General features: G+C 54.6%; 23 protein-coding genes. 16 read left to right on the forward strand and 7 right to left on the reverse strand.

Going from position 1 to position 23,524, the window contains the following annotated elements; all coding sequences use genetic code 11:
* Positions 1-324: 324 nt before the first annotated feature.
* Both ACOTTU_RS22665 and rpoN read right to left on the reverse strand, forming a co-directional pair.
* Complete coding sequence (locus ACOTTU_RS22665; RefSeq protein WP_425661446.1) at positions 325-870, reverse strand: hypothetical protein; 546 nt, start codon at positions 868-870, stop codon at positions 325-327.
* Between the two features lie 613 nt (positions 871-1,483).
* Positions 1,484-2,785 (reverse strand): RNA polymerase factor sigma-54, encoded by a 1,302-nt coding sequence (gene rpoN, locus ACOTTU_RS22670; RefSeq protein WP_425661448.1) that lies wholly within the window; start codon positions 2,783-2,785, stop codon positions 1,484-1,486.
* Positions 2,786-2,910: 125 nt separating this feature from the next.
* Between rpoN and ACOTTU_RS22675 the strand changes: the two genes are divergently transcribed.
* The gene (locus tag ACOTTU_RS22675; RefSeq protein ID WP_425661450.1) at positions 2,911-3,870 is read left to right on the forward strand and encodes a hypothetical protein; all 960 of its coding nucleotides are present in this window, start codon (positions 2,911-2,913) and stop codon (positions 3,868-3,870) included.
* On the opposite strand, the gene ACOTTU_RS22680 is transcribed toward ACOTTU_RS22675, so the two are convergent.
* From ACOTTU_RS22680 to ACOTTU_RS22690, 3 genes are read right to left on the reverse strand one after another with little or no spacing between them, the layout of a single operon-like run.
* A complete protein-coding gene (locus tag ACOTTU_RS22680; protein WP_298921580.1) occupies positions 3,864-4,046 on the reverse strand; it encodes a hypothetical protein in 183 nt (60 codons plus the stop codon). The two genes, ACOTTU_RS22675 and ACOTTU_RS22680, sit on opposite strands and share 7 nt — an antisense overlap.
* A gap of 26 nt (positions 4,047-4,072) precedes the next feature.
* On the reverse strand, positions 4,073-5,200 hold the full coding sequence (locus tag ACOTTU_RS22685) for a WD40 repeat domain-containing protein (RefSeq protein WP_425661453.1): 1,128 nt from the start codon (positions 5,198-5,200) through the stop codon (positions 4,073-4,075).
* Complete coding sequence (locus ACOTTU_RS22690) at positions 5,193-5,480, reverse strand: hypothetical protein (RefSeq protein ID WP_425661455.1); 288 nt, start codon at positions 5,478-5,480, stop codon at positions 5,193-5,195. Before ACOTTU_RS22690 ends, ACOTTU_RS22685 begins: the two co-directional genes overlap by 8 nt.
* A 50-nt stretch (positions 5,481-5,530) precedes the next feature.
* Here ACOTTU_RS22690 and ACOTTU_RS22695 point away from each other — a divergent pair, with 50 nt between their 5' ends.
* The 9 genes from ACOTTU_RS22695 (at position 5,531) to ACOTTU_RS22735 (ending at position 15,887) form a co-directional block, all read left to right on the forward strand.
* Positions 5,531-5,803, forward strand: coding sequence for a hypothetical protein (locus ACOTTU_RS22695; protein WP_425661457.1), 273 nt, complete (start codon positions 5,531-5,533; stop codon positions 5,801-5,803).
* A gap of 1,009 nt (positions 5,804-6,812) precedes the next feature.
* On the forward strand, positions 6,813-8,477 hold the full coding sequence (locus ACOTTU_RS22700) for an aromatic/alkene/methane monooxygenase hydroxylase/oxygenase subunit alpha (RefSeq protein ID WP_298921590.1): 1,665 nt from the start codon (positions 6,813-6,815) through the stop codon (positions 8,475-8,477).
* A gap of 89 nt (positions 8,478-8,566) precedes the next feature.
* Positions 8,567-9,628 carry an NADH:ubiquinone reductase (Na(+)-transporting) subunit F gene (locus ACOTTU_RS22705; RefSeq protein WP_298921591.1) on the forward strand — a complete coding sequence of 354 codons (1,062 nt, stop codon included), beginning with the start codon at positions 8,567-8,569 and terminating at the stop codon, positions 9,626-9,628.
* A gap of 53 nt (positions 9,629-9,681) precedes the next feature.
* Positions 9,682-10,746, forward strand: a complete 1,065-nt coding sequence (locus ACOTTU_RS22710) for an aromatic/alkene monooxygenase hydroxylase subunit beta (RefSeq protein ID WP_425661459.1) — start codon at positions 9,682-9,684, stop codon at positions 10,744-10,746.
* Between the two features lie 18 nt (positions 10,747-10,764).
* Complete coding sequence (locus ACOTTU_RS22715; RefSeq protein WP_298921593.1) at positions 10,765-11,136, forward strand: MmoB/DmpM family protein; 372 nt, start codon at positions 10,765-10,767, stop codon at positions 11,134-11,136.
* An 86-nt stretch (positions 11,137-11,222) separates the two neighbouring features.
* Complete coding sequence (locus ACOTTU_RS22720; RefSeq protein ID WP_425661462.1) at positions 11,223-12,248, forward strand: amidohydrolase family protein; 1,026 nt, start codon at positions 11,223-11,225, stop codon at positions 12,246-12,248.
* Positions 12,249-12,252: 4 nt separating this feature from the next.
* Positions 12,253-13,071 carry a metal-sulfur cluster assembly factor gene (locus tag ACOTTU_RS22725; protein ID WP_425661464.1) on the forward strand — a complete coding sequence of 273 codons (819 nt, stop codon included), beginning with the start codon at positions 12,253-12,255 and terminating at the stop codon, positions 13,069-13,071.
* Between the two features lie 74 nt (positions 13,072-13,145).
* Complete coding sequence (locus tag ACOTTU_RS22730) at positions 13,146-14,783, forward strand: molecular chaperone GroEL (RefSeq protein ID WP_425661466.1); 1,638 nt, start codon at positions 13,146-13,148, stop codon at positions 14,781-14,783.
* A gap of 60 nt (positions 14,784-14,843) precedes the next feature.
* Positions 14,844-15,887, forward strand: a complete 1,044-nt coding sequence (locus tag ACOTTU_RS22735) for an NAD(P)-dependent alcohol dehydrogenase (RefSeq protein ID WP_425661468.1) — start codon at positions 14,844-14,846, stop codon at positions 15,885-15,887.
* An 87-nt stretch (positions 15,888-15,974) separates the two neighbouring features.
* Here the strand turns inward: ACOTTU_RS22735 and ACOTTU_RS22740 are convergent, their stop codons facing one another.
* Together ACOTTU_RS22740 and ACOTTU_RS22745 are read right to left on the reverse strand one after the other, a co-directional pair.
* Positions 15,975-18,002: a sigma-54-dependent Fis family transcriptional regulator gene (locus ACOTTU_RS22740; protein ID WP_425661470.1), complete on the reverse strand. Its 2,028-nt coding sequence runs from the start codon at positions 18,000-18,002 to the stop codon at positions 15,975-15,977.
* Between the two features lie 74 nt (positions 18,003-18,076).
* Positions 18,077-18,559, reverse strand: a complete 483-nt coding sequence (locus ACOTTU_RS22745) for a hypothetical protein (protein WP_425661472.1) — start codon at positions 18,557-18,559, stop codon at positions 18,077-18,079.
* Between the two features lie 396 nt (positions 18,560-18,955).
* Here ACOTTU_RS22745 and ACOTTU_RS22750 point away from each other — a divergent pair, with 396 nt between their 5' ends.
* From ACOTTU_RS22750 to ACOTTU_RS22775, 6 genes are all read left to right on the forward strand, one after another.
* Positions 18,956-19,381, forward strand: coding sequence for a GNAT family N-acetyltransferase (locus tag ACOTTU_RS22750; protein ID WP_425661474.1), 426 nt, complete (start codon positions 18,956-18,958; stop codon positions 19,379-19,381).
* A 391-nt stretch (positions 19,382-19,772) separates the two neighbouring features.
* Positions 19,773-19,928 carry a light-harvesting antenna LH1, beta subunit gene (pufB, locus tag ACOTTU_RS22755; protein ID WP_298921602.1) on the forward strand — a complete coding sequence of 52 codons (156 nt, stop codon included), beginning with the start codon at positions 19,773-19,775 and terminating at the stop codon, positions 19,926-19,928.
* A gap of 12 nt (positions 19,929-19,940) precedes the next feature.
* A complete protein-coding gene (locus ACOTTU_RS22760; protein WP_298921603.1) occupies positions 19,941-20,288 on the forward strand; it encodes a light-harvesting protein in 348 nt (115 codons plus the stop codon).
* A gap of 102 nt (positions 20,289-20,390) precedes the next feature.
* Positions 20,391-21,848, forward strand: coding sequence for a PucC family protein (locus ACOTTU_RS22765; RefSeq protein ID WP_425661477.1), 1,458 nt, complete (start codon positions 20,391-20,393; stop codon positions 21,846-21,848).
* On the forward strand, positions 21,845-22,891 hold the full coding sequence (locus ACOTTU_RS22770; RefSeq protein ID WP_425661479.1) for a PucR family transcriptional regulator: 1,047 nt from the start codon (positions 21,845-21,847) through the stop codon (positions 22,889-22,891). The genes ACOTTU_RS22765 and ACOTTU_RS22770 overlap by 4 nt, the downstream gene beginning before the upstream one ends.
* 183 nt (positions 22,892-23,074) lie before the next feature.
* Positions 23,075-23,476 carry a nuclear transport factor 2 family protein gene (locus ACOTTU_RS22775; RefSeq protein ID WP_425661481.1) on the forward strand — a complete coding sequence of 134 codons (402 nt, stop codon included), beginning with the start codon at positions 23,075-23,077 and terminating at the stop codon, positions 23,474-23,476.
* Positions 23,477-23,524 lie beyond the last annotated feature (48 nt).

Genomic DNA, 23,524 nt, shown 5'->3' on the forward strand with positions numbered 1-23,524 from the left:
AACAGAAGACCATCGAAACGCGACGCTTGCTTCACCGCAAATCCGCCGCATAATCAAACCAACCAGATGAGCTAGTCCCTCTCTTAGTTCAGGCAGCCATCTGTCCCAAAATCCCTGACGACGGACAAGCGGTAGGACTGGATCCCATATCAATAATTTCAAGTGTAACAATTGTTTCTTAGGAACCGAAAATTTTCCGTCTTTCGAAATCAACCCAAGTGTAAGAGGCGCTCGCCGGTAAAAAAACTGATCCGAAAAAGAAAAGAAAACTGAGTGCTACAATAAGGGATGACGTGGCCGCAGCCGGAGACTCGAACGGCGGAGTCAATAGGACGAGGCAAAAAACACGAAGACAGAAATCAATCCGATAGTGACGCCACTGTCCAAAAACGCGGAAAAAGCGGCACGGGCTGTTCGGAGGCCAAGGATGAAAGGCGTGCCTGCGATAGCGGTGCATACCAACAACGGAATGAAAAGAAGCGGGCTGTTTGAAAGCTCGGGTACAAGGTAAGCCAGCAACTCGCCGCTCGCCAATAGAATTCCTATCAGCGCGAAAGTAAAACTGATTAGAAGAGCGAAATCATAGACCGAACGTCCTGCACCGCTTCCTAGAAACCGCCGGAATACGTTTTGGCGACAATCATCGATACAGTTTTCTACAAATGTTGTTTTCCCAACACTGCGGCGACCAGTAATGAGAAAAGCGCCTCGCTCGCCGATGCCGGTTAGCGCGTCCACAAAAAATGCCCGCTGACCTTCACGCCCAACCAAGACCGGGGAGTCATCACGTGGTCTGGCGCGTTTCAGTCTGAAACGGCCAAATGGAATAGTGAACTGATTCTTTAATATCTTCCTCGAAGAAAAGGACATGGCAACGCAATCAAATTAAATATAATATACGGCATCGTAGTCGGCGTCCGCAGTGTGACAAGGAAAAAAGCTCCGGCACCCCGTCGCTGCGCCCGGCAATTCAGATCGACGGTTGTTTCCGCATAAAGTGCGGACCGTGCGCCAACACTAACGCAGCGGTAATCGAATTGTGCCACAACAGAAACCGAATAGTTAGCGAAAGTGTACTGAAAGCTCATAAGGCCTTTTTCCGGGCTGAAGGCCGGTTCTGACATACGCGTTGGTCGCTAAACCACTAGTGTATACATGCAAGCAAAGGCTTGGCAGCGCACTTTTTCCGAGCTTTTCTGCTTGAGAGAGAGAGCAATAGAGGCAAATGGCAGTATAGTCCGCAATCCAGTCTTTGAACGTTCAAAATGAATTTCCGCAATGGGCTGCCACCCGTTAACCGTCAGAAGTCGGCTTGGAGACCTGTTTGATCAATTCTGTGGCGCGGATCAACATACTTCGGGCAACAGATACTAGCCTTTGAGCTGTATGCATGCGACTTGAAACGCGTTTCGGGGGCGCATAAATCTCCCAATCTTCGATGATTGTGTTGTTCACACCAGCGTCCATAAAGGCTACGGAACCGCTAAAGCGCATTGCGCGGTGCTTTCTTGGCCGCTTTGCGCCGAAGGCGAGGGGACACCAGACCAAGCTCGTTGCGATATTTGCTGATCGTTCGCCTTGAGATTGAAAACCCAAGTTTCTGAAAACGCGCTAGAATTTCCTCATCTTTCAATGGCGTTTGCTGATCTTCCGCAGCAACCCACTGCCGGATTCTTTGCAATGCGGCGTGTTTGGTTTGTGTTTCGTTGCCGTAAGTGACCGCGTTACAGAACAATGCTCGCGCGGGTACGTTACCTTGGGAGCAAAGTATCGTGAGGCCATGCAGAATTCGGCTGACTGTCGATTCGCTCACACCGATTTCGCTGGCCAGATCGCGCATGCGCATGGGGCGGAGCGCAGCAAACCCTGCCTTAAGAAAATCCGGTTGGCGAATGAAAATCGCGGTCACCAGGGAAAGAGTCGTTGCATTGCGAAGTTCACAGGCTTTCTTGAGCGATCTGGCTTCTTGAACCAAGTGCCGCAGTCGCTCGGTATTTGGTCCACTGCGATGGTTACTCGTGTCTAGACGCAAAGCTCGAACGGACGGGAAACTGAAGTTATTCAAGGTGACAGTCAATTTCCCATCAACGACAGCTACTGTCACATCATCGGTTTTGCGCGGCGCTTCCTGAAAATCGAACTGCGCACCGGGTTTTGGGTCCATGCGTCGAATAAGGCGGACACGTTCAAGAATGTCTGACGTGTTGCAGCCAATACGCTTTGCCAAGTGCTCCGGATCGAAACACCGCAGCTCATCAAGATGATCAATAATGTGCCGCATGATGTCGTCCAGTTGGCCTCTATCAAGTGCCTGCAGGCTGATACACTCCCTGAGATTTCGAGCAAAAAGACCGGCGGGCTCTAGTGTTTGCAATCGGACGAGCATTTCTGCGCAATCTGGCGCGTTCAGGGCATATTTCTCCGCGATCTCTTCGACCGACGCGCTCAACCAACCGCTAAGGTCAAGTTCCAGCAAGAAGGCCCGCGCAATTTCCAAGTCGCCCGGAGTAGTGCAAACGTAGGGTAACTGCTTGACAACATGCTGGAAAATTCCATGCTCACTCACATCTGCAAGATCAGTCGACATCGCATCGACATCATAGCTTGCCTGTCCGGGTGTCGAATCCTTATGACTTTCAAGTTCGATAAACGGGTTTTTCTCTGCGGCATCCGACAGAAATTCGTGCATTTCAACTCTGTTCATCCGCATGATCGCAAGTGTTTCGATCATGGTTTTGTTAAGGCGCTGGCTTTGGTGGCGCGTCTGCGAAAAATTCATCGACATGGATCACTGTCGGGCCGCAGATGCCTCCCGAAACCATGATAGTTGCTGCGATGATGTGATGCGGGCCATTGCCCATAAGCGGCCCTCTGATAGGCTGACATCGACAAGGTTGGGAAAACTGACGCATGAAAACGCTGTCTGAGACAGACACGCCGGTTTCGCTGGAACGATACTACGCGGGGGTATCGCCACAATTGCTGGCGCGCACCAGGCAGATGTGGTCTGCGCGAGGCTTGGATCTGGACGCCGCGTGGCGCGCCACGATATGCCGTTTGCGAGGCTACCGTACGATCGATCATTGTAACGATAAAATCGACAGCGTTCCGATCGATGGCGTGTTCATGTTTGACCAGGCTGTCATCTGGGTTGCCTCGTTGAGTGACAGCGCAAGTATCGCAATGCGGCTGGATGGCATGCGATTGATACCGCAGCAATGGGAAGCCCTGCATGCCGTCACTTTCCGGATGATCGAACAGCTCGATGCTGTACGCTTGTTGTTTTTGACACAACTGCCGCTGCCCTCGATGCAAATCGCCCGGTCGATTTCGGAGAATGTGGATATGGCCCTCGCGTTCCTGTCGCGCCCCAAGCTCGCGCGGCGTTTTGTCGAATGCGCCACGGTTGAGGAGGCCAACGAGTTTTGGCGGCGCCACATTGCCGGAGGCCGGGCGTTCAGAACGGTCAGTCAACAACTTTACAGATCGGGATTGGAGTTTGATCAAAGCGGCGAATATGAAAACTGGCGCAACAGCGTCAAAGCCGTTCTCGGGACTGCGGTGCACACCTCGTTTCATCCACCAGGCGCGCCCACAATCGACAGTTCGCAAGACAGCTTTCGTGAGATCAGCGATTGCCACTGGTTTGTGACGTTTCGGTTGCAGGAAATGTGTGCCTATTCTCATGTGCTTCAAAAAAACCTGCGCGAAGATCTGGATGTCGTTTCAAAACATCTCGCGTCGGAAGATGGCTTGAATTTGGGTGCGTGGACCTCGCAAATTTCCGAGATTGCGGTGGACCAACTGCGTTGGAGTCTTGCCAATGGCGCGGCTGACGCCACACCGGCTTTGTCACATGGGCTTCAGTGACGGGCACCGGTCTGAGGTGGGCCGCTTTCCCCTTTTGCAATCCATTGCGCGGCAAGAACCAGAGCGCCCATTGCGAAGTCCTTTCCATGATCCTCGACCATTTCCTCAGATAACTCGGCCAGTTTTGCAAATAGCCTGTCCTTGTTGATCTCTTCTTTGGAAAGCTTTTGTTCCATTGGTGTCTCCAGTTTGGATTGGGGTTTTACTTGAACAATTGTGCAGGGAAGGTGGCGATCGCGGCCTTGCCGGATGCAAACCCCATGGCCAAATGCTCGCCGGTTTTCGACCAGCCCAGAGCGCTGATGCTTGTGCCCATTTCATGGTGCAACATCATCTCTTCAGGTGTGCCAACGCGCGAGATAGCAGCAAGCCCATTGGCATAGCCGGTAGCGATCAGATCAAGAGTGGGGTGCGCAGCGATTGTGTCGATCACCACCAGACCGGGTTTGCCTGTGCTCAAAGGTGTGCCCGGCAGATCATCATGGGGCAGATCGACGCTGGACCATCCGGCCAGACGATATGCACCAGCGGTAACGAGAGCGTTTCCTTTTTCGCTGAAGGCGAGGCTGCGCACGGGCGCGGGGTATCCTTCGACACGCTGCACATGCTGTGATGCAAGGTCGAAGATATGAAAGCTCCGGTCACTGGAGGCGCAGGCGAGATGACCGCTTGCTTCATTCCAGACGATATCGGTCACAGGGCCAGCGCATTGAATATGGCAGGCGTCAGCTGAGGTTCCCTGCAGGTTGATGAGGCTCAGTGTGCCTTTGCCCCAGGCGGCCAGTTTCGTACCGTCAGCAGACATTGATTGGCAGGTCACCGGGTGGTCGAGAGCAGTTTCCACAAGGACCTCCATATCCGGCAGAGAGTGCAAATTCAGCTGCGCGCCCCGGGCAATTGTCAGCAGATGCCCGGAGCGGCTGCTGCAGATTGACGTGATGCTGTCGCCGGGTTTGCCTCTCTCTATGGTCTGGCCACCAGCAGTGATCTGCACAATTGCTCCCTGCGCGTCGACACCCGCAAACCCCTGAGTGCCAAAACGCGCGACAGGCAAATCGGGATCCAGAACAAGCTGAGGCGAAATGAGAGGTGCGATCGGGTTTTCACGCGGCTTGATCGTTGTTCGCCCGGTATCGAGTTCCATACGTGTCCGTACTTTTGGGCTCTCGCTGTCTTTTAGTGCAGCCAACGAGACGGCACCCGAAGCCAGCCGGAAAAGAACTGCCGTATCTTCTTCGTTGAACGCCACCTGAACCACCGCCTCTTGCAGCGTCCACTCCCGTGCAAGCAGATCAAACAACTTCAATCCGGATGTGTTTTGTTCACCCATGATCAGCCTCCTTAACTGCCGCTTTTTCGATCTTCTGATCCAGTTCAGATAGCTCTGTTTCCAGCCTGTCGATGCGCGCCCGACATGCGTCGACTTCGTTGTTTGCCTTGTCCTGTGACGTGGTTGCGGAAGGGCAGGGCTCTTCCATCAACAACAAGATGCTGTTTCCGCTTTGCATTTGTAACGCACGCAGACAATCGGCATTGGCCTGGGACAAGGCGCTGATCAAAGACATGCGTTTCTGGAAAAGTCCGTCGAGTGTGTCGGATTGACCGGTCATTCAATTGCCCCCTATGATCTGACAATCGTTGAATGCGGGAGCGTTTTGCTATGAAAACAGACGCGACACTGCGATTTCTTATGGCGCTGAGTGAGACCAGCAAGAGGATTGCCGGGGCTGATAGTCGCCTGGCGAAGGCTGCTGCCGAGGCTGTCTCCCATCCAAAACCTGCAAATTTTGTTGGTGCGCAGGAACAGCTTGCCCTTATTGAGGAGGAACTGCGCGAACGAATACTGCGTGAAACGCATCAACATATGAGCTGCGACATCTCTGCGATTTGGGACAGTATGCCAACCGCGCCGCGCACCAATCGCCCCAATTGATCCGGTGTCTTTCGCGTAAGCGTCCCGGTACATAGCCTCGATCCGCATCACCTCTTCCATCCCTCACCCTTTCGCAATGACCAGCAAGAATTCGCGAAGCGTCAGAGCTCCGAGTTCAGGCGTCCAAACGCACTGTTTTGCCACGATGAATTGATCAAATCCCGCACGTTTCAACGACGTCCGATCACCAGAGATTAGCACTTCGTGGTCTCGTCACAAAGGAGACTTGGCGCTCTCAAGACTGCGAAATGAAAGTTTTTTTGACCCGCGCGCTGCGGTTCGTTTCACTTCGTTACGAGGTGTAACGTCGATAGTTTCATAAGTTCACACAGCATGAGATGTGGAGAAATTACGTCTCGTAAATTTCCGAATCGCTGACCCGAAACGCGCTCCCTTCTGCGGGAGAGACGCTCGTCCATCGGATGGGTGCGTTTGAGGCAACCTGCTCCACCAGTCGGTTGTCAGCTGTCATCGCCAGCGTCTATGACGGGAAGTTTCCGGCGCGCGAAGCAGCGTCTGAGGCATATGTAAAGCAAAGTGTAACGCCGCGCGAAGGGTGTAACGCTGTGTAATGAAACAAAACACAGTCAGAGCATTCTGAAGGCCAAGCCATAAAGCTGAAATGGCGAATGCGCAAAATTTTCAAAATAAAAATATAATAATTACAGTACATTATATGGCAGTGTGAGAATTTTTCGAAATTATTTCCGCAGTTTCCGGTTTTTGGCACGGAACTTGCATCTACCCAATCATAACGCCGTGTTTCCAGGAAAATGGAAGCCATCAAGAACGAAGGAACAGGGAGAACGTTCCGCTCACGATCCGCCGGCTGGCCCTTTGTAGGGGTGATAGGGCAGGCGCGTGTGGGCCTATCCCTCCAACCTTTGCCGTGACGTGAACGACTGGTTTTTCGGCCGCGCTTTGCCGGCGGAACCCGTCAAACAATCGGTAGCATGTGCTGCCTCCAACCGGCCGATCCAATCGGTCAAAACACAAGGAGACTCATGGCATGGCGATAACGCTAAACAAGATTACCTCCCAACGGGGTATCTCGGTGGGAGAGGCCACCAAGAAGATTTCTGATCTGGGCTGGAATCCCACTTACGTTCAGGAAGCCAATACCTTTCCGACAGACTACAAGATCACCAAGGCTCCACGCGATCCGATGAAACAGGTGCTTCGGTCCTACTTCCCGATGGAAGAAGAAAAGGACAACCGGGTTTACGGTGCGCTGGATGCAGCCTTGCGGGGCGACATGTTTGCCAATGTCGAGCCGCGCTGGATCGAGTGGATGAAACTGTTTCTGGCGATCATTCCTTTCCCGGAAATCTCTGCGGCACGGTCGATGGCCATGGTCGCGCGGCTGGCGCCGGGTGAAGACCTGCGCACAGGCTTCACCATGCAGATGGTCGATGAATTCCGGCATTCCACCATTCAGATGAATCTGAAGAAGTGGTACATGGAAAACTACATCGACCCCGCTGGGTTCGACATCACCGAAGAAGCCTTCGGCAAGTGCTATGCGACCACGATCGGTCGTCAATTCGGCGAAGGTTTCATCACCGGTGATACGATGACCGCAGCATGCATGTATCTGACGGTTGTAGCCGAAACAGCCTTCACCAACACGCTGTTTGTGGCGATGCCCTCTGAGGCTGCGCGCAACGGTGATTATGCGCTGCCCACGGTGTTCCTGTCGGTCCAGTCGGACGAAAGTCGCCATATCGGCAACGGTCACTCCCTGCTGATGGCGGCGCTGAAAGAGCCGGAGAACCATCTGCTTCTGGAGCGCGATCTGCGGTATGCCTTCTGGCAGAACCACGCAATCGTCGACGCTGCGATTGGCACATTCATCGAATATGGCACCACGAACCGCGACAAGGAAAAGGAATCCTATGCGGAAATGTGGCATCGCTGGATTTTCGAGGATTACTACCGGACGTATATGCTGCCTCTCGAAAAATATGGCGTCAAAATCCACCACGATGATGTCCAGGAAGCCTGGAAGCGGATCACCGAAAAAAGTTACGTCCACAAGGTCGCACAGTTCTTCGCTGTGGGATGGCCGGTCAACTTCTGGCGGATTGAGGCTCAGACCGAAAAAGACTTCGAATGGTTCGAGCACAAGTATCCAGGCTGGTACGCGGAGTTTGGCGAGTTCTGGAAGTGGTATGCGAAACTGAGCGTGCCCGGCCAGAAGGTCATCACGTTCAATGAGGACGTAGGCTATGTCTATCCGCACCGCTGCTGGTCTTGCCTGGTACCCTGTCTGATCCGTGAAGACACCGTCGTGGACGAAATCGATGGTCAGCTGCACACCTTCGCGCATGAGTTGGACCGTTGGACGGCTGTTGAGGCCTTTGCTGACGAATATCAGGGGCGTCCGACACCGGCCATGGGCAAGTTCTCAGGCAAGCGGGAATGGGAAACCGTTTACGATGGCTGGGATCTGGCGGATGCGATCACCGATCTGAACTTTGTCCGGGAGGATGGCAAAACGCTGGTGCCGCAGCCGCACCTGCGTTTTGACAACAAGGACATGTGGACGCTTGATCACGTGCGTGGACATACGTTGGGGTCACCGCTCAACGCCCTGCGTGCAATGTCTCCAAGCGATCGCGAAGCCCATCTCGCGGATTATCGCGCGGGCTTCACCATCAATCCCTGCAATTAAACAAACACCTGTCGAGGCCTTTGCGGCCTCGGCAACCCACTATTGAACCGAGATCCGGCGCGCAGCTCTGGATCGCAGGAGACTAAAAAATGAGTGAGATTTACAACGTCCGACTGGAACCTGTTGGTGTGGAGTTCGAGGTCGAGGAGGACGAGACAATTCTGGATGCGGCGTTCCGTCAGGGCATTGCATTGCCGCATGGCTGCAAAGAAGGGCAGTGCTCCGCTTGCAAATGCGTTCAGAACGACGGCGAAACCGAGATGCTGAAATATTCGACCTTCGCGCTGAGTGACTACGAAAAGGAGACGGGGCATATCCTGATGTGCCGGGCCATCGCCTACAGTGACGTGGAAATTGATCTCCTGAATTACGATGAGGAGCTTTTGTCGAAATCCATCCCCGTAAAGAGTTTTGACGGGCGTATTGTTGATTTCCAGAAACTCACCCATGACATTCGCGGCGTAGAGATTGAAATTGATAAGCCGCTCAAATTCTGGGCGGGCCAATATGTCGACATCACGGTTACCACCGAAGCGGGGGAGGAGATTACACGCTCGTTCTCCATGGCAAATCCGCCGAGCGAAACCCAAAAACTCTCCTTCATCATCAAAAAATACCCGGAAGGGAAGTTCTCAGGAGAACTCGACGCCGGAGGCATCAAAAAAGGCGCCTCCGTCGCGATCAGCGGACCCTACGGAATGTGCTTCCGACGCGAAGACAGAGACGGACCCGTAATTCTGGTGGGAGCCGGGTCCGGGATGTCGCCCGTTTGGTCTATTCTTCACGATCATCTGGTAAGCGGCGAGGATCGCCCCGTGATGTTCTTTTACGGTGCGCGCACGCAGGATGACCTGTTCAAACTGAACGACATTGCTGCGCTGACCGATGCCCATCCGCAGGTCGAGTTCATCCCCGTGCTGAGCCACGCGGAGGAAGATGGCACCTGGCAAGGGGAGCGCGGATTTGTGCATGAATGCGTCGATCGTCGCCTGAAGGACCTGGATATCGACGGAGAAGGCGATGTCTACGCCTGTGGACCTCCCCCGATGATCGACGCGCTCACCCCGGTTCTCTTTATGAACGGGTTCGAAACCGAACGAATTTTCTTCGACAAGTTTACGCCAACTTCCGGTTCATCGGCTCTCCACTGAGTTTTAGGGCTGATCGCTAGTCGCGTAAATTTAACCAACCAAGGGAGGCTACCATGGTAGCAACATCAAGTTCTGTCGGGTCCGGCGCTGCAGGTTCAGCCACATTTGTCGGGTCAACCAGCCGCAAATACAACTACTTTGAACCCAGAGGCAAACGCGCCACACATTACGAAGACGTCACCGTTGACGTGCAACCTGATCCGGAACGGTACTTGATCCAGGACTGGATTATCGACTTTGGCGGCGCCAAGGGCGGCGGCGCTTACCAGAAAGACTACACCGCGCTAAAAAGCTCGAACTGGCATGCTTTCCGAGCCCCGGATCAGGAATGGGAACGCACCCATTACCAGCGCCAGTCAAAGATATGTTCGATGGTGCAATCGGTCATCAGCAACGCGCGCAAAGCCGGCGCACCGGCTGCTTTTGACAAGGTATGGAACCGCATTCTGCAAGCGCATCTGGGTGCCTGGAAGCACGCGGAATTCGGGCTGGGCACCTCGCTGATGCAGGCGCAGCGGTACGGCTATACCCAAATGATCAACAATGCGACGTTGACGAATTCATCCTACAAGATGCGCCTGTCGCAGGACATCACGCTCTATCTGGCCGAAATCGGAATGGATATCGAAGGCTGGGATGACGATCTGGGGAAAAAAACCTGGCTTGAAGACCCGCTCTGGCAGCCAACTCGTGAAGCGATCGAGAGCATCATGGGCAGCGAAGATTATCTTGAGCAATACTTTGCCATCAATCTGATCTTCGAACCTTTGGTGGGCGAGCTGTTCCGGTCAGGTTTCCTGATGCAGGCGGCCGCAGCCAACAATGATTTCATTACGCCACCGGTGATTTCGGCCGCTGAAGCGGATTACGAACGGAATTTGGCCAATGCCATCGACCTGATGTATCTGCTGGTGAACGACGAAGAGCATGGTGCCCACAACAAGGGCCTTTTGCAGTCGTGGGTGACAAAGCACGGTGACTTGGCGGACAAAGCCGCGACCGCGCTTCAGCCGATCTGGTCGCAACCTCATTCCAAACCGGTCTCATTCGAAGATGTCAAAGCCGTCTCTCACGAGCGTCTTGGACAGATATTGAATGAACTCGGCCTGACCCGCTGATTGAAGGGAGTACCAGCAATGTCAACAATAGCTCGCGACGCAACAAAGCAGAATATCTTCAAATCAATGAAGGATATCACCTTTGAGCAAACGATTTCACATCAATGCGGTGTGACAATGAACGACTCGGTCGAAGCCCGCGCCATCGCGGAATTCATGGACGAGGATCCGAAAGTTACCGTCACCCATAACCCCGCGACGATCCGCGTGGATGGGGAGGGCAAACTGGTCTTCAAAATGGATGAGATCGGGGAGTATCTGGGCCGCGAAATGACGGCTGAAACGTTCGAGGTCAATACATCAACCCACTATGGGCGGATGGTGCGGGTGGATGACAACACCGTCGTGCTCTTCGGCAATATGGACGATGTGTTCGAGTATATCGAATAAGAATGCCAGCCTGACAAACCCGGAACCCACCGGGTTTGTTATCTAAATTTCCAAGATCACCATTCGAAATATCCCAGGAGGTACAAATGTTTGTCACCAAGGACGGCAAGGAAATCTTCATCGTCGACGGCCACACCCATTTTTGGGACGGCAGCGCCGAAAACCAGAGCAATGTGCATGGCAAACAGTTCATCGAGTGCTTTTATGCCTATCACACCAATCTCAGCCCTCCCGAAGAGCTGTGGGAAAAGGACAGGTTCGAAAAGTACACAGAGGACGATGTGTACCGGGACCTCTTCATCGACGGTCCGGATGATGTGGCTATCATCCAATCGACCTATCTGAAGGATTTCTACAAGAACGGCTTTTCCAGCATCGAGCGCAGCACAACGATGGCAGAACGCCACCCGGAGCGGTTCATTATCAACGGCTCGTTTGACCCGCGCGATGGCGAAAAAGCCCTGGAATACATTCATTACATGAAAGAAACCTTCGATATTCAGGGTGTGAAAATGTACACCGCTGAATGGAACGGCGAAAGCAAGGGCTGGGCCCTCAACGATCCGGCCGCTTACAAGTGTTTTGAACTTTGTGACAAACTCGGCATCAAGAACATTCATGTTCACAAGGGCCCAACGATCATTCCGCTGAGCAAGGATGCCTTTGATGTCCACGACGTGGATTATGCCGCGACGGATTTCCAGAACCTCAATTGGATCATCGAGCATTGCGGTTTACCCCGTCTGGATGATTTCTGCTGGATCGCCACGCAGGAAACCAATGTCTATGGCGGTCTTGCGGTGGCGTTGCCCTTTATCCATTCCCGTCCACGCTACTTCGGCGAGGTGATGGCTGAGCTTCTGTGGTGGGTCGGCGAAGACAAGCTTTTGTTCGGATCAGATTATGCCATCTGGACGCCCAAGTGGCTGGTCGAAAAGTTCTGGGAGTATCAGATCCCCGAAGACATCTCAGCCGAACGCGGCGGCGTGCAGCTCACCGATGAGGTCAAGGAGAAAATCCTCGGTCTGAATGCGGCCAAGCTCTACGACATCGACGTCGCGGCCAAGAAAAAGCAGCTCAGTGCGACACCTGTGCAGATCGCGGCGGAGTGACGCGATGTTTGCAGAAATTCACAGAACGGAACTGGAAGCGGAAGTCTGGGATTGTCTGGACCAGGTGACAGATCCCGAGCTGGACGAACCGATCACAGACATGGGTTTTGTCGAGCGAATTGATGTGGATCAGAGCAGCAGAAAGGTGGAAGTCGATTTTCGACTTCCGACCTACTGGTGCTCGCCAAACTTTGCTTTTCTGATGGGTTTCGACGTGCGTATTGCTGTCAGCAAGTTGCCCTGGGTGAAGAACATCAGGGTGACATTGAATGACCACTGCTTTGCAGATCGTGTGAATGACGGTGTGAACGGGTCCAGAGATTTCGCCGATGTTTTTTCGGAGTATTGCGATGGTAGCGATCTGGATAACGTGCGCCTGAAGTTTCAGGAGAAGGCATTCATCCGTCGTCAGGAAACGGTGCTTCTCGGTCTTGAGGCGCGTGGTTTCACCGGTGAGGACATCGTTGGAATGACCCTGGAGATCTTCGACAGGGTTGCCTTCCAGGGTCAGGAAGAAGCCAGGCAAAAACCACGGTATCGCGAAATTCTTCTGGCGCATGGCCTGGCCACGCAATCAAATGACCTGGCGTTTGTCACCTGGGAGGGTGCGCCATTGAGCGCGCAAGGATTGCGGGACTATCTGGCGCGGCTGCGCGGGGTCCGGATCAACATGGAATTCAACGGCGCGCTTTGCCGTGGGTTGCAGTCGACCAGGTACAAGGAAGTCAAGATCGGAGCGGAGGGCCCGACGCTGATTGACTTCATTCAGAACCGGGTGCCGCCACGCGAACCAATCCATCCAGAGCCGCAGGCGGCGCCCTGATCGGGTTCCGGCAAGGCAACGGTACTTAATACCACAAAACGACCAGAGGATCATGCTCTGGCAGGGAGATAAACATGGCTAAACTATTGACACATAACGGTACTGCCCGGGCTGCCCTTGCGCGCGGAGTTGCTAAACTGGCGGCGGCAGTGGAGCCGACACTGGGCCCCAAAGGCTTGAACGCGATGATTGATCGCCCGGTTGGCACGCCGTTGATCACCAGAGATGGGGTCACGATTGCATCGGAAATCGAACTCCCTGACCGTTTTGAAAACATGGGCGCTCAGGTCGTGCGGGAAGTGTCGATGCAAACCAATGAAGTCGCGGGAGATGGGACCACGACAGCCATCGTTCTGGCCAATGCCTTGATACAGGAAGGGGTAAAGATAACCGAGCAGGGGGTCAAACCTGTTGATCTATGCAAGGGCATTGATCTGGCTGTGGAACGCATCATCGAAGGGTTGGATCGCTCCTCGCGGTCTTGTGACGACCACCCCGAATACCTGAATGCCGTTGCGCGTGTGTCCGCCACCGATGCGGATTTGGGATCGCTGGTGGCAGAGGCCTTCAACCGCGTGGGAAAGGACGGCGTGATCAGCGCTGATTTCTCTGTGACAATTGATACGACGCTTGAGGTTGTCGAAGGCATGTCCTTTGATCGAGGCTATATTTCGCATCACATGGTGACCGATCAGGACAATATGGAAGCGGTTCTGAATAACCCCCTGATCCTTCTGACCGATCAGAAAATCCTGAGCCCTGACATTTTGAAAAAAGCCCGCGACATTGCCGATGAGCAGGACCGACCCTTACTGATCGTTGCCGAAGAGATCGCACCCGAGGTCGTGATCTCGCTGATGGATTCAGGTGGTGCAGGCAAATATCTGATCGTCCATCCGCCGGAATACGGACATTGGCGGGCCGCCATGATGGATGATCTGGCAATACTGACAAATGGCGAGGTTCTGGCCCGCGATCTGGGCAAGAAGATTGAAAATGTCACTCTCGCTCAATTGGGCGGTGCGCAACAGGTCAAGGTAAGCTCATCCTTTACCAGCATCATTCGGGGTGAAGGGAATCCGGATGCGATCCGGGCGCGGCGCGATCAGGTTCAGCGTCAGCATGATGTCGCACCGCCAAACATCGAGCAGGACAAGTTGCGCGAACGGGTCTCCAAACTGTCTGGCGGTACGGCGGTGATCTATGCGGGCGGCTTCACGCCGGTGGAACAGAAACGCAAGATACAGCTTATCGAGGACTCGCTTTGTGCCGTCAAAGCAGCATTCGAGGATGGTGTCGTAGCCGGTGGCGGCACGGCGTTGGCGCAAATCGGATCTACTCTCGACAATCTTGTCTCGGGCAACGATGGCGATGTGTGCACAGGGGTCAATCTTGTACGGTCCGTTTTGACGCGTCCTGTCGAGCGGATTGCCAGTAACGCAGGGGCGGATCCCACGGCGGTAATTGCCTCGGTTGCCGATGGTCAGCCCGGGCGCGGTTATGACGCCAATGGCGGCATCTTCGTCGATATGTTCGAAACAGGCATCATCGACCCGGTTCGGGTCACGGCCAGCGCGCTGGTGAATGCAGCATCTGTTGCGACACTGATCCTGACCACTGAGACCCTTGTGGGGGATCTTGAGGAGGGGGAGGCCGACCCGACAGAGGGGCCAGCCCTGGGTGGTGGCGCCGAGTTGTTGGGCCGACCCTAACCAGAATGTGAGCGCGGCAGAAATGCCGCGCCCTTGTCCAGCAAGAAAGAGGAACAGGACATGAAAGCTGCGAGGCTATACGATTACGACCCCGAGATGAACGTTCAGCTCAAGATCGAAGAGGTCCCGGCGCCGACGGTCAATGGCCCGGACGAGGTTATCGTCAAAGTGGGGGCGGCGGGCCTGTGCCGCACGGATTTGCATATCATCGAAGGGGTATGGAAAGACGTGATGGATGCGGATGGCGGATTGCTGCCTTATGTCATGGGGCACGAAAATGCCGGCTGGGTCGAAGAGGTCGGTTCGAATGTGACGTCAGTGAAAGCGGGCGATGCGGTTATCTGCCACCCGCACCGCAGTTGTGGTATTTGTCTCAACTGTCGCTACGGTCATGACATGTATTGTGACCACGGGCTGTTTCCGGGGCTTGGCTTGGATGGTGGCTTTGCGGAGTATTTCGTCACTAACGAAAGCTCCGTCATCAAGCTGAACACGAACATCACCCCTCTGGAGGTCGCCCCCATGGCAGATGCGGGCATCACAGCATACCGCGCCGCCAAAAAGGCCGCGGGTCTGGTCCATCCGGGGGCTTATGTGACGGTGCTCGGCGTTGGAGGTTTGGGCCATATTGCGATCCAATGCCTGAAAAACCTCTGTGGCGCGCGTGTCATTGCCGTGGACCGCGAACCGGGCGCGCAGGTTCTGGCCAAGGAACTGGGGGCAGATATCGTGTTGGATGGCGGGCCCGATCTGATCGAGCAGGTTAAGGAAGCAACCGGTGGCGGCAGTGACGTTGTCATCGACTTTGTTGGTGAGTTGGGTGTCGAAAACATCTGCTGGAAACTGCTGCGGCAGGGCGGCGAACTGATTGTCGTTGGCTATGGCGGCACCATCGAGATTCCAACGCTGGAACTGGTGATCAACGAGATCAAGATCGGTGGCAGCCTCGTTGGCGACTACACGGAATTGGTTGAGCTGATGGAGCTGAATGCAGACGGTTTGGTCAAGATGCACTACACCGAGTATACGCTTGATGACATCAACAAGGGCATCGATGACTTCAAGAACCGGCGCTTTACCGGTCGGGGCGTGATCGTTCCGTAGCGCAGGCGTCTCTGCTGAAACAGCCACTCTTTGCGGTGGCTGTTGACCGTCTTCCGGCACGATCTTACGCTGAAAATGAGGCCGTTTCTACTTTCCCCGGTGCAACCCATATTGTTTGATTTTCCGGTACAACGTCGGGCGCGAAATACCCAATGACGCCGCAACCTTTGTGAGATTGCCATTGGAATTCGTAATGGCGCGCTGAATGGCATGAGACTCGATCTGATCCAGATCCATTTTGTCGGTACTCATGTAGCTTCTGGAACCGGTTGCAAGAAAACTGGTATCCGGTTCGGTGATGTCCTTCGGAAGATCTGCCAGCGTCACGACAGTGTCATTATGCAACAGGCACACTCTTTCAATGACGTTTCGCAATTCGCGCACATTCCCCGGCCATTGATAATCCTGCAAGGCAGCCAGTGCTTTTTGGTCGAATACCAGTGGTGCGCGGTCAAATTTTTGCGACAGCTTTTGATTGAAGTGACTGAGCAAAAGGTCGATATCCTGGCCGCGTTCGCGCAGGGGCGGGACGTCGATTATGATGGTGCCGATGCGATAGAAAAGGTCCCGGCGAAAGCGTCCTTTTTCGATGTCCTGTCGCAGATCGCGGTTGGTGATGGCAACAAGTTGCACGTCCACGGCGCGTCGCTTGTTGCAGCCCACCCGGTAAACTGCCCGTTGCTCCAGCGTGCGCAGCAGATATGTCTGAAGCTCAAGTGGCATATCGCCAATTTCGTCAAGGCAAAGTACACCGCCGTCTGCCTGCTCAAATTTCCCCGGCTTGCCTTCCCTCAAGGCCCCGGTGAAAGCGCCCGCAACATGCCCAAACAGTTCTCCACCGATAAGTTCGCCCGAAATGGCAGCACAATTAACCGCCACGTAAGGCGCGTTCTGGCGTGCATTCTGACTGTGGATCAGGCGCGCAAAAAGCTCTTTGCCAACACCGGTTTCGCCCTGCACCAGAACCGTTACATTGGCCTTCGCAGCACGGCGCGCAAACTCAATTGTCTCCAGCATCTTCGGGCATTCGCCGATGATCTGAATCTCTTGCTCTTCCACACCACGGCGCGGGGAAATTCTGATACCACTCGGGTTCACGGGCATTTTCGCAGCCGATGTTTTTGGCGGCAGGATCAGGGCCGCACCCTGTATGCTGGCGCCGGACTTCAAAATGTCGATCGCCTTGGTGGTGAGACCGGGTGGCAATGCGGCGGCCACTTCACCGTCTGACATCTCGGGGCCGAGGCTCACCAATTGCCGCCCCATAAGGAAATCATCAGCACGGCCATCCCCGAAGGTTTCAGTGTTCTTGCTGTACACAATGCGCCCGGATTCGTTCAGAAGCACGATGGCATCTTCCTTGTCTCGTGGGTTTGGCAAATCAATGAAAGCTTCCAGTAAAGACGTGCGTTCGTCGCGTTGATGTTCTGCCAGGGCAATTTCGATTTCGCGTGCGGCCGCGACAACAAGCGCGACATTGTGGCGGCGAAAGATATCGGGCGGACCCGACAGATCAACAACCCCGATGACCGTTCTGTCGAGCGGATCAAAAATCGGCACGCCGGCACAGGTCCAGGCCTTTATTCCCTGGCAAAAGTGTTCCGAGGCATGGACGTAAGTGGGCATGCCTGTGCGCAATGCTGTGCCAATGCCATTGGTACCAATCACGTCTTCGTCCCAAACGCCGCCAACTTCCAGGCCAATCTCGCGCCCGGTGTCGAGCGTTTTGGCGTCCCCGGTGGCTTCAATGACCGTTCCGGTCTGGTCGGTCAGCAGCAGGATCGCGCGCGATTCAAGAAGATGCGGAGCCAAACGCTGGAACGCATATTTTGCCGCGCGACACAGAGCACGGTTCTTGCGTCGCAGCTCTTGAACGCTGTCCTCGCTCATTTTCTGGGGAGTCGAGCGGCACAGGGCATTGATACCGGAATCGGTACAGCGGGCCCAGGAATCCAAAATTTCCGCGCGCACTGATTTCTCTATATCCGCAGTTGCTCTGCCACGCTCGACGAAACTTTCCCACGCACGCATGGTATCGCGTTGTCTGTTGTCGCTGGCCAGAGCAGCCTGGGCTGACGCTTTGCGGTTTCTGGGGCTGAAGTAGGTTGATCGCATCAAATCTCTTCCACAAGGTGCAGCCAAAAATGGCGTTCCTGCTCAGGAGAAAGCAGCGAACGATAGAAGTTTTTTCATAACCCCAGTCGAACTTTCATAACGTCGGAAAACTTGTCTTCGATGTCGCGGGTCTCGATGATCACACCGTCAAGATCACGCAAACAGTCCTGCGTCTCGTCATCCAAGGGAGCAAAAAAGCCATTTTCCTTGGTCGCAAGCGCAAAGTACTTCTGTTTGTCTTTACGGCGCATCTCGCCCAGGAACATAAGTTGCTTTCCAGAATTCGCGTCCATGATCAGGACCCGGTCGTTCAGACTGATCTTGAATACCGGCTTGGGTTCCACCGCTTTGCTGGTGTCTCCCAGAATATGGATGCTGAGACCGTCGGGCTTGGGAGTTTCTTTTGCTTGCGCCATCGCAGCGCGTGATTTGGAAAATCCGCCATTGCTGATCTGATCCGCGAGACGGTGAATTGTTTCCTTGTTTTCGCCTATGATGCGTTTGGCTACGACGTCCTCACGACGCGGGCCTTCCTTTTTGGAAAAAATATCGACCATTTGTCCGGCTTTCTCCCCACAAGACACATCGTCGCGCTGTGCGCTCCGATGAAGCCATTCGCATTATCGAGATGTCCAAGCCTCCTCCTCAAGAGCTCGGACAGCGAGTGCGTCACATTGACCACTGGCCACCCACGTCACAACCACACATGCACAGTTAAACCTACTTGGTTGGCCCCGAAAGATCAACAAAATAAGGCAAACTTGAAAACGCCCACCGAGGATTTGCGTTGCGCGCGCGTGTTTGTTCCGGCAAGCTGACGGGAGTGCCGCACGTTTTGCGGGGCGTTCAGTTTGTTGCGGGTAGGGCGCGGTTCCCGTTCCCATGCCGGGCGCAGAATATGTCGATGAGCGTCAGGAATTTTGACCCTTTTGCATTGAGGGATAAATACAGTCATGATCCGGCCCTTTGCAGTCCAGGACACGGAAACGATTGTGTCAATCTGGCGCGCTGCGAGTCAAAAATCTCACCCTTTTCTCAGTGACACCTATTTGGACATATTGCAAAAAATCATCCGAAAACGTTTCGTGGAACTGGCCGAGACATGGATCTGGGAACAACAAGGTGTGCCGGTTGGGTTCATTTCGGTGTTGGAGGATGACATCACAGGACTTTATGTCCGGCCCGAATGTCAGCACCAGGGGATCGGGCGCGCGTTGTTGAACTTTATTTTGTCGCAGCGCGAAACGGTCAAGCTGGACGTGTTTGCGCGTAACCGTTCAGGGCATCGCTTCTATCTAAGATATGGTTTTGCCGAAATCGGCCGGCGATTTGACGACACATCGGGGCACGAAATAGTTCGCATGAGCTATGCGCCGTAGCTGAAACCGCAAAGCGGCTTCCGTTCCGCTCAAATTGACCGCAGACGGGTTGAGGCGATCACATCAAAGACTTCAAACCTTGTGTGGATCGGATTTTTCTCGCTTGAGGATCAACGTTGAGATTTTTGCGCAAACCGCCCTTATTTCATTGGCTGGATGGGGCAAGCCACTGCACGCGCCAGAACAAAGCGATATCTGAGCGTATATGTGCTGCTTCTTTGCGCTGAGGGAGCGTAAAGTAAAGTTTACACTTGCATTGTCTGTAAAATATGACACTCTTGATATATGGAGCGAGTGTGCGTGTCGCGACCATAGAGCTGCTCGGCAGCGCTGCGCCTTCACGTCGGAGGCTGCTGGAGCACTTCATATGAAGCGAATTGGAGGAAACACTATGTCCGACGACCCAGACAAGGTTTGGCCAACCGGTCTAACATTGCACGAAGCCGAAGAAGTTCACAGTTATCTTATTGATGGTACACGCGTTTTCGGTCTCATCGCGCTCATCGCCCACATGCTTGTCGCTGCCGCGACACCCTGGCTCGGCTAAAGGAGGAATATCATGAACAATGCAAAAATGTGGCTTGTCGTTCCCCCTGCCGTCGGCGTTCCATTGTTCCTCGGCGCAGTCGCCGTAGGTTCATTCTCGGTTCATGTTGCTGTTCTGAGCAACACGTCCTGGGTGTCCGATTTCCTCTCCGGGGTCGAACTGGGCACAGGTGATCAACAGGCAGCCGCCGCGACACTCCCCGAAAACACGGCCAAGGCATCCTATGCGTTGCCGATGCAAAACGGCGGACAGCAGGTTCTTGTCATCATGCCGGACGGCACCACGACAACGGCCGTTTTACAAAGCCCGGATGTGGTCAATGCAAGTGCGGCCGCGCCGCCGGCTATCATCAAGAATTAACGGATGGTCCCTTTCGCTGATGCGATAAGGGGCCTGACACGGAAACGACCTGCGGGCAATGCGCCCGCGGGCCGCTAACGGATTGCGAATTGCGAGAAGTTAATGTTCGACTACCGCACATTTGCCTTGCGAAAGCTGGCATCAATTGCGCCGCGCTATCTGCCCTTTGCGGATGTAGCGAGCAAGGACGTGCCCCTTTCACGCCTGCTGCGATTATCTCTCTTTCAGGTCACCGTCGGCATGGCGGTGGTTCTGCTGGTTGGCACATTGAACCGCGTCATGATCGTCGAATTGGACGTTCCTGCGACACTTGTGGCCGTCATGCTGGCATTGCCCCTGCTTTTCGCCCCGCTGCGCACAATCATTGGATACAAATCTGATGTGCATGTATCGGCGCTTGGCTTGCGCCGCGTGCCCTACATTTGGAAAGGCACGCTGTATCAGTTTGGCGGGTTCGCCATCATGCCTTTCGCGCTGCTTGTCCTCTCAGGATACGGTGAAGCGGTGGACGCGCCGCGGTGGATGGGCCTGTCTTCTGCCGCATTGGCATTTCTGTTGGTTGGTGCTGGCGTGCATATGGTTCAGACCGTCGGCCTAGCGCTCGCAACCGATCTTGTAGACGAGCAGGATCAGCCCAAAGTTGTGGGCCTGATGTACGTGATGTTGCTCGTTGGTATGGTCGTGAGCGCGCTTGTTTTTGGTGCCTTGCTGGAGAATTACACGCCCGGCCGTCTCATTCAGGTGATCCAGGGGGCGGCGGTTGTGACCGTTGCGCTGAACCTTCTGGCTCTTTGGAAACAAGAGGCGCGAGACCGGGTACGCGCGCAGAAAATGCAAACCACACAGTTCCTGCCGTTTCGTGTTGCTTGGACGCAATTTGTTGAAAAGCCAGGGAAAAAGAGACTTCTGGCGGTTATTGCCCTGGGAACATTCGGTTTCGGGGCGGCGGATGTGCTGCTGGAACCTTATGGCGGACAGGCATTGGGATTTTCTGTGGCGCAGACCACAAAATTGACTGCGATTCTGGCTGGCGGCACATTGATCGGTTTTGGCGTCGCCTCACGCGTTTTGGGCGCGGGTCGGTCTCCTGCGCGGCTTGGACTGATCGGCGCGATGATTGGCATTCCCGGCTTCGCAGCCATAATCCTGTCTTCGCTCGGCGGCGGCTCGTTCATGTTCTTGGCGGGCACCCTGGCGACGGGTATCGGTGCCGGGCTCTTTGGTCACGCAACCCTGACGGCGACAATGCGGTCGGCGGCGCGCGACCAGATCGGCCTTGCGCTAGGGACCTGGGGCGCGGTTCAGGCGACATCAGCCGGTCTCGGTGTGGCTCTTGCAGGCATCGTGCGCGACGTGATCGTCGCCATGTCAGCGCAGTCAGACCTTGCGGTCCACACGCCCTACAATGCGGTTTTCTTAATTGAGATAGTTTTCCTGGCGCTGGCTTGCGCTATATTGTTGCCCCTGTGTGGGGCTTGGCGCGCGGCAAATGCCCGCGCCCCTGACATAACCCAGCGGTCTGTAGCGGACCTGCATTCCAAACCGGCGGAGGCATCATGACACAAGTCATTACGCGGTATTTTGAGAGCGCGCGAAAGGCTCAACTGGTCAAACAGGCGCTGCAATTCGAGCGGTTCCCCAAAAATGACCTGGTTGTCTTTACAGATGCGACGGGTCTCTCGGATGCGCTGGCTGCGGAGCATGTCGAAGCCAAGACCGCAAAAGCTTACGAAAAACGCCTGGAATCAGGCGGGGCGGTTTTGCTGGCCAAAGCAACCTACAAGCCATTGGGTGCTGCAAGGAAAACCCGAGAATTGACCGCCGAAATGGGTGCCGTGGATATGGGCCAGCTGATCGAAGAGGTCTATGTAAAGGACAAACCTCAGGCGACGGCGACAATCCTGAAAGATCATCCGCATATTCTGACCCGGGACAAGGATTTGGCACCTACCGGTTACTATATGGCAGATTGGCCGATCCCACTGATCAGCCGTCGAAAACCATCCGAAGCATTCCTTTTCCCGCGTCACGCAAGGATGGCGAATTTTCCAATTCCACTGATCAGTCGCCGGAAACCCAGTGATCGCTTTGCATTTCCACGCCATGCCCGGATGGCGAAGTTCCCGATCCCATTAATAAGCCGTCGTAAGCCATGGAGTGAGTTTGCATTTCCGCGTCACGCCCGGATGGCGAAATTCCCGATCCCTTTGATCAGTCGGCGCAAGCCTTTCAGCGGGACAATCATCGGGCGCCACACCCGCATGGCGAACTGGCCCTTCCCGCATTTGATCAACGGGAAAACAGGAACCAATGCTCTCGTGCCTGGTGGGGCGAGAATGGCAAATTTCCCAATTTCCCTCATCAGCAATCGCAAGCCGGCTGATAAGTTCGCTTTTCCGCGGCATGCGCGGATGGCCGGTTTCCCGATCCCGTTGATTAGCGGGCGCAAGCCTTTTACGGGGTCGATTTTCGCGCGGCATGCGCGGATGGCCGACGCCATCCTGCCGCTGATCATCAAGCATGCGGAAGCCAAGGATGCTGAGGGTGGCGCCGGATTTTCGCTCTCAAGGCTATTTGGTCTCCCAACGCTCAGGAAGCGCTGAGGCGTCCTTTCTTTTGATCTATCCGGGCCGTTTTTCTTGAGAGATACTACGGAACGGTTGCGGTCGCGCCTGCGTGTGACCTCAGCTATTTTGTGCATCTCAATCCGGGTCGAAATTGACAAATCCGGATATTGCGGCGACCGTTTTGTCAGATATGATTTCTCATTACCAACGGATACCTCAATGTCTTTCAGTCAAGCCACCTTGGATGAACTTGCCACGCGTTACACCGCCGCCTGGAATTCAAGAATTCCCGAAGAAGTTGCCGCGTGCCATGCACCCAACTCGCAAATTGTGATCAATCGGGGCGATCCTTCGGTCGGTCACACAGGGTTGGCCGAAATGGCTGCGGGGTTTCATGCCGATGTCCCTGATCTGCTTTTGACCAGCGGCGGCATTCGCGCCGCAGGCAATCATGTTATATTTATTTGGACCTTTACAGGACATCATGCTGAAACCGGCAATCCGCTGGATGTCAGCGGGTGGGAAGAGTGGGAATTAGACGAGAGTCTGAAAATCACATCCTCGCAAGGATGGTTCGACGCGGAAGACTATCAGATGCAAGTGGATGGCTCTGCAGGCTGAAACTGCACTGATCCAGATTTTGGATGCCTGATCCGTTCCGCCGCGTAG

Origin of the sequence: Roseobacter sp. EG26 (genome assembly GCF_049830555.1) — a bacterium.
In the GTDB taxonomy this organism is placed as follows: Bacteria; Pseudomonadota; Alphaproteobacteria; order Rhodobacterales; family Rhodobacteraceae; genus Roseobacter.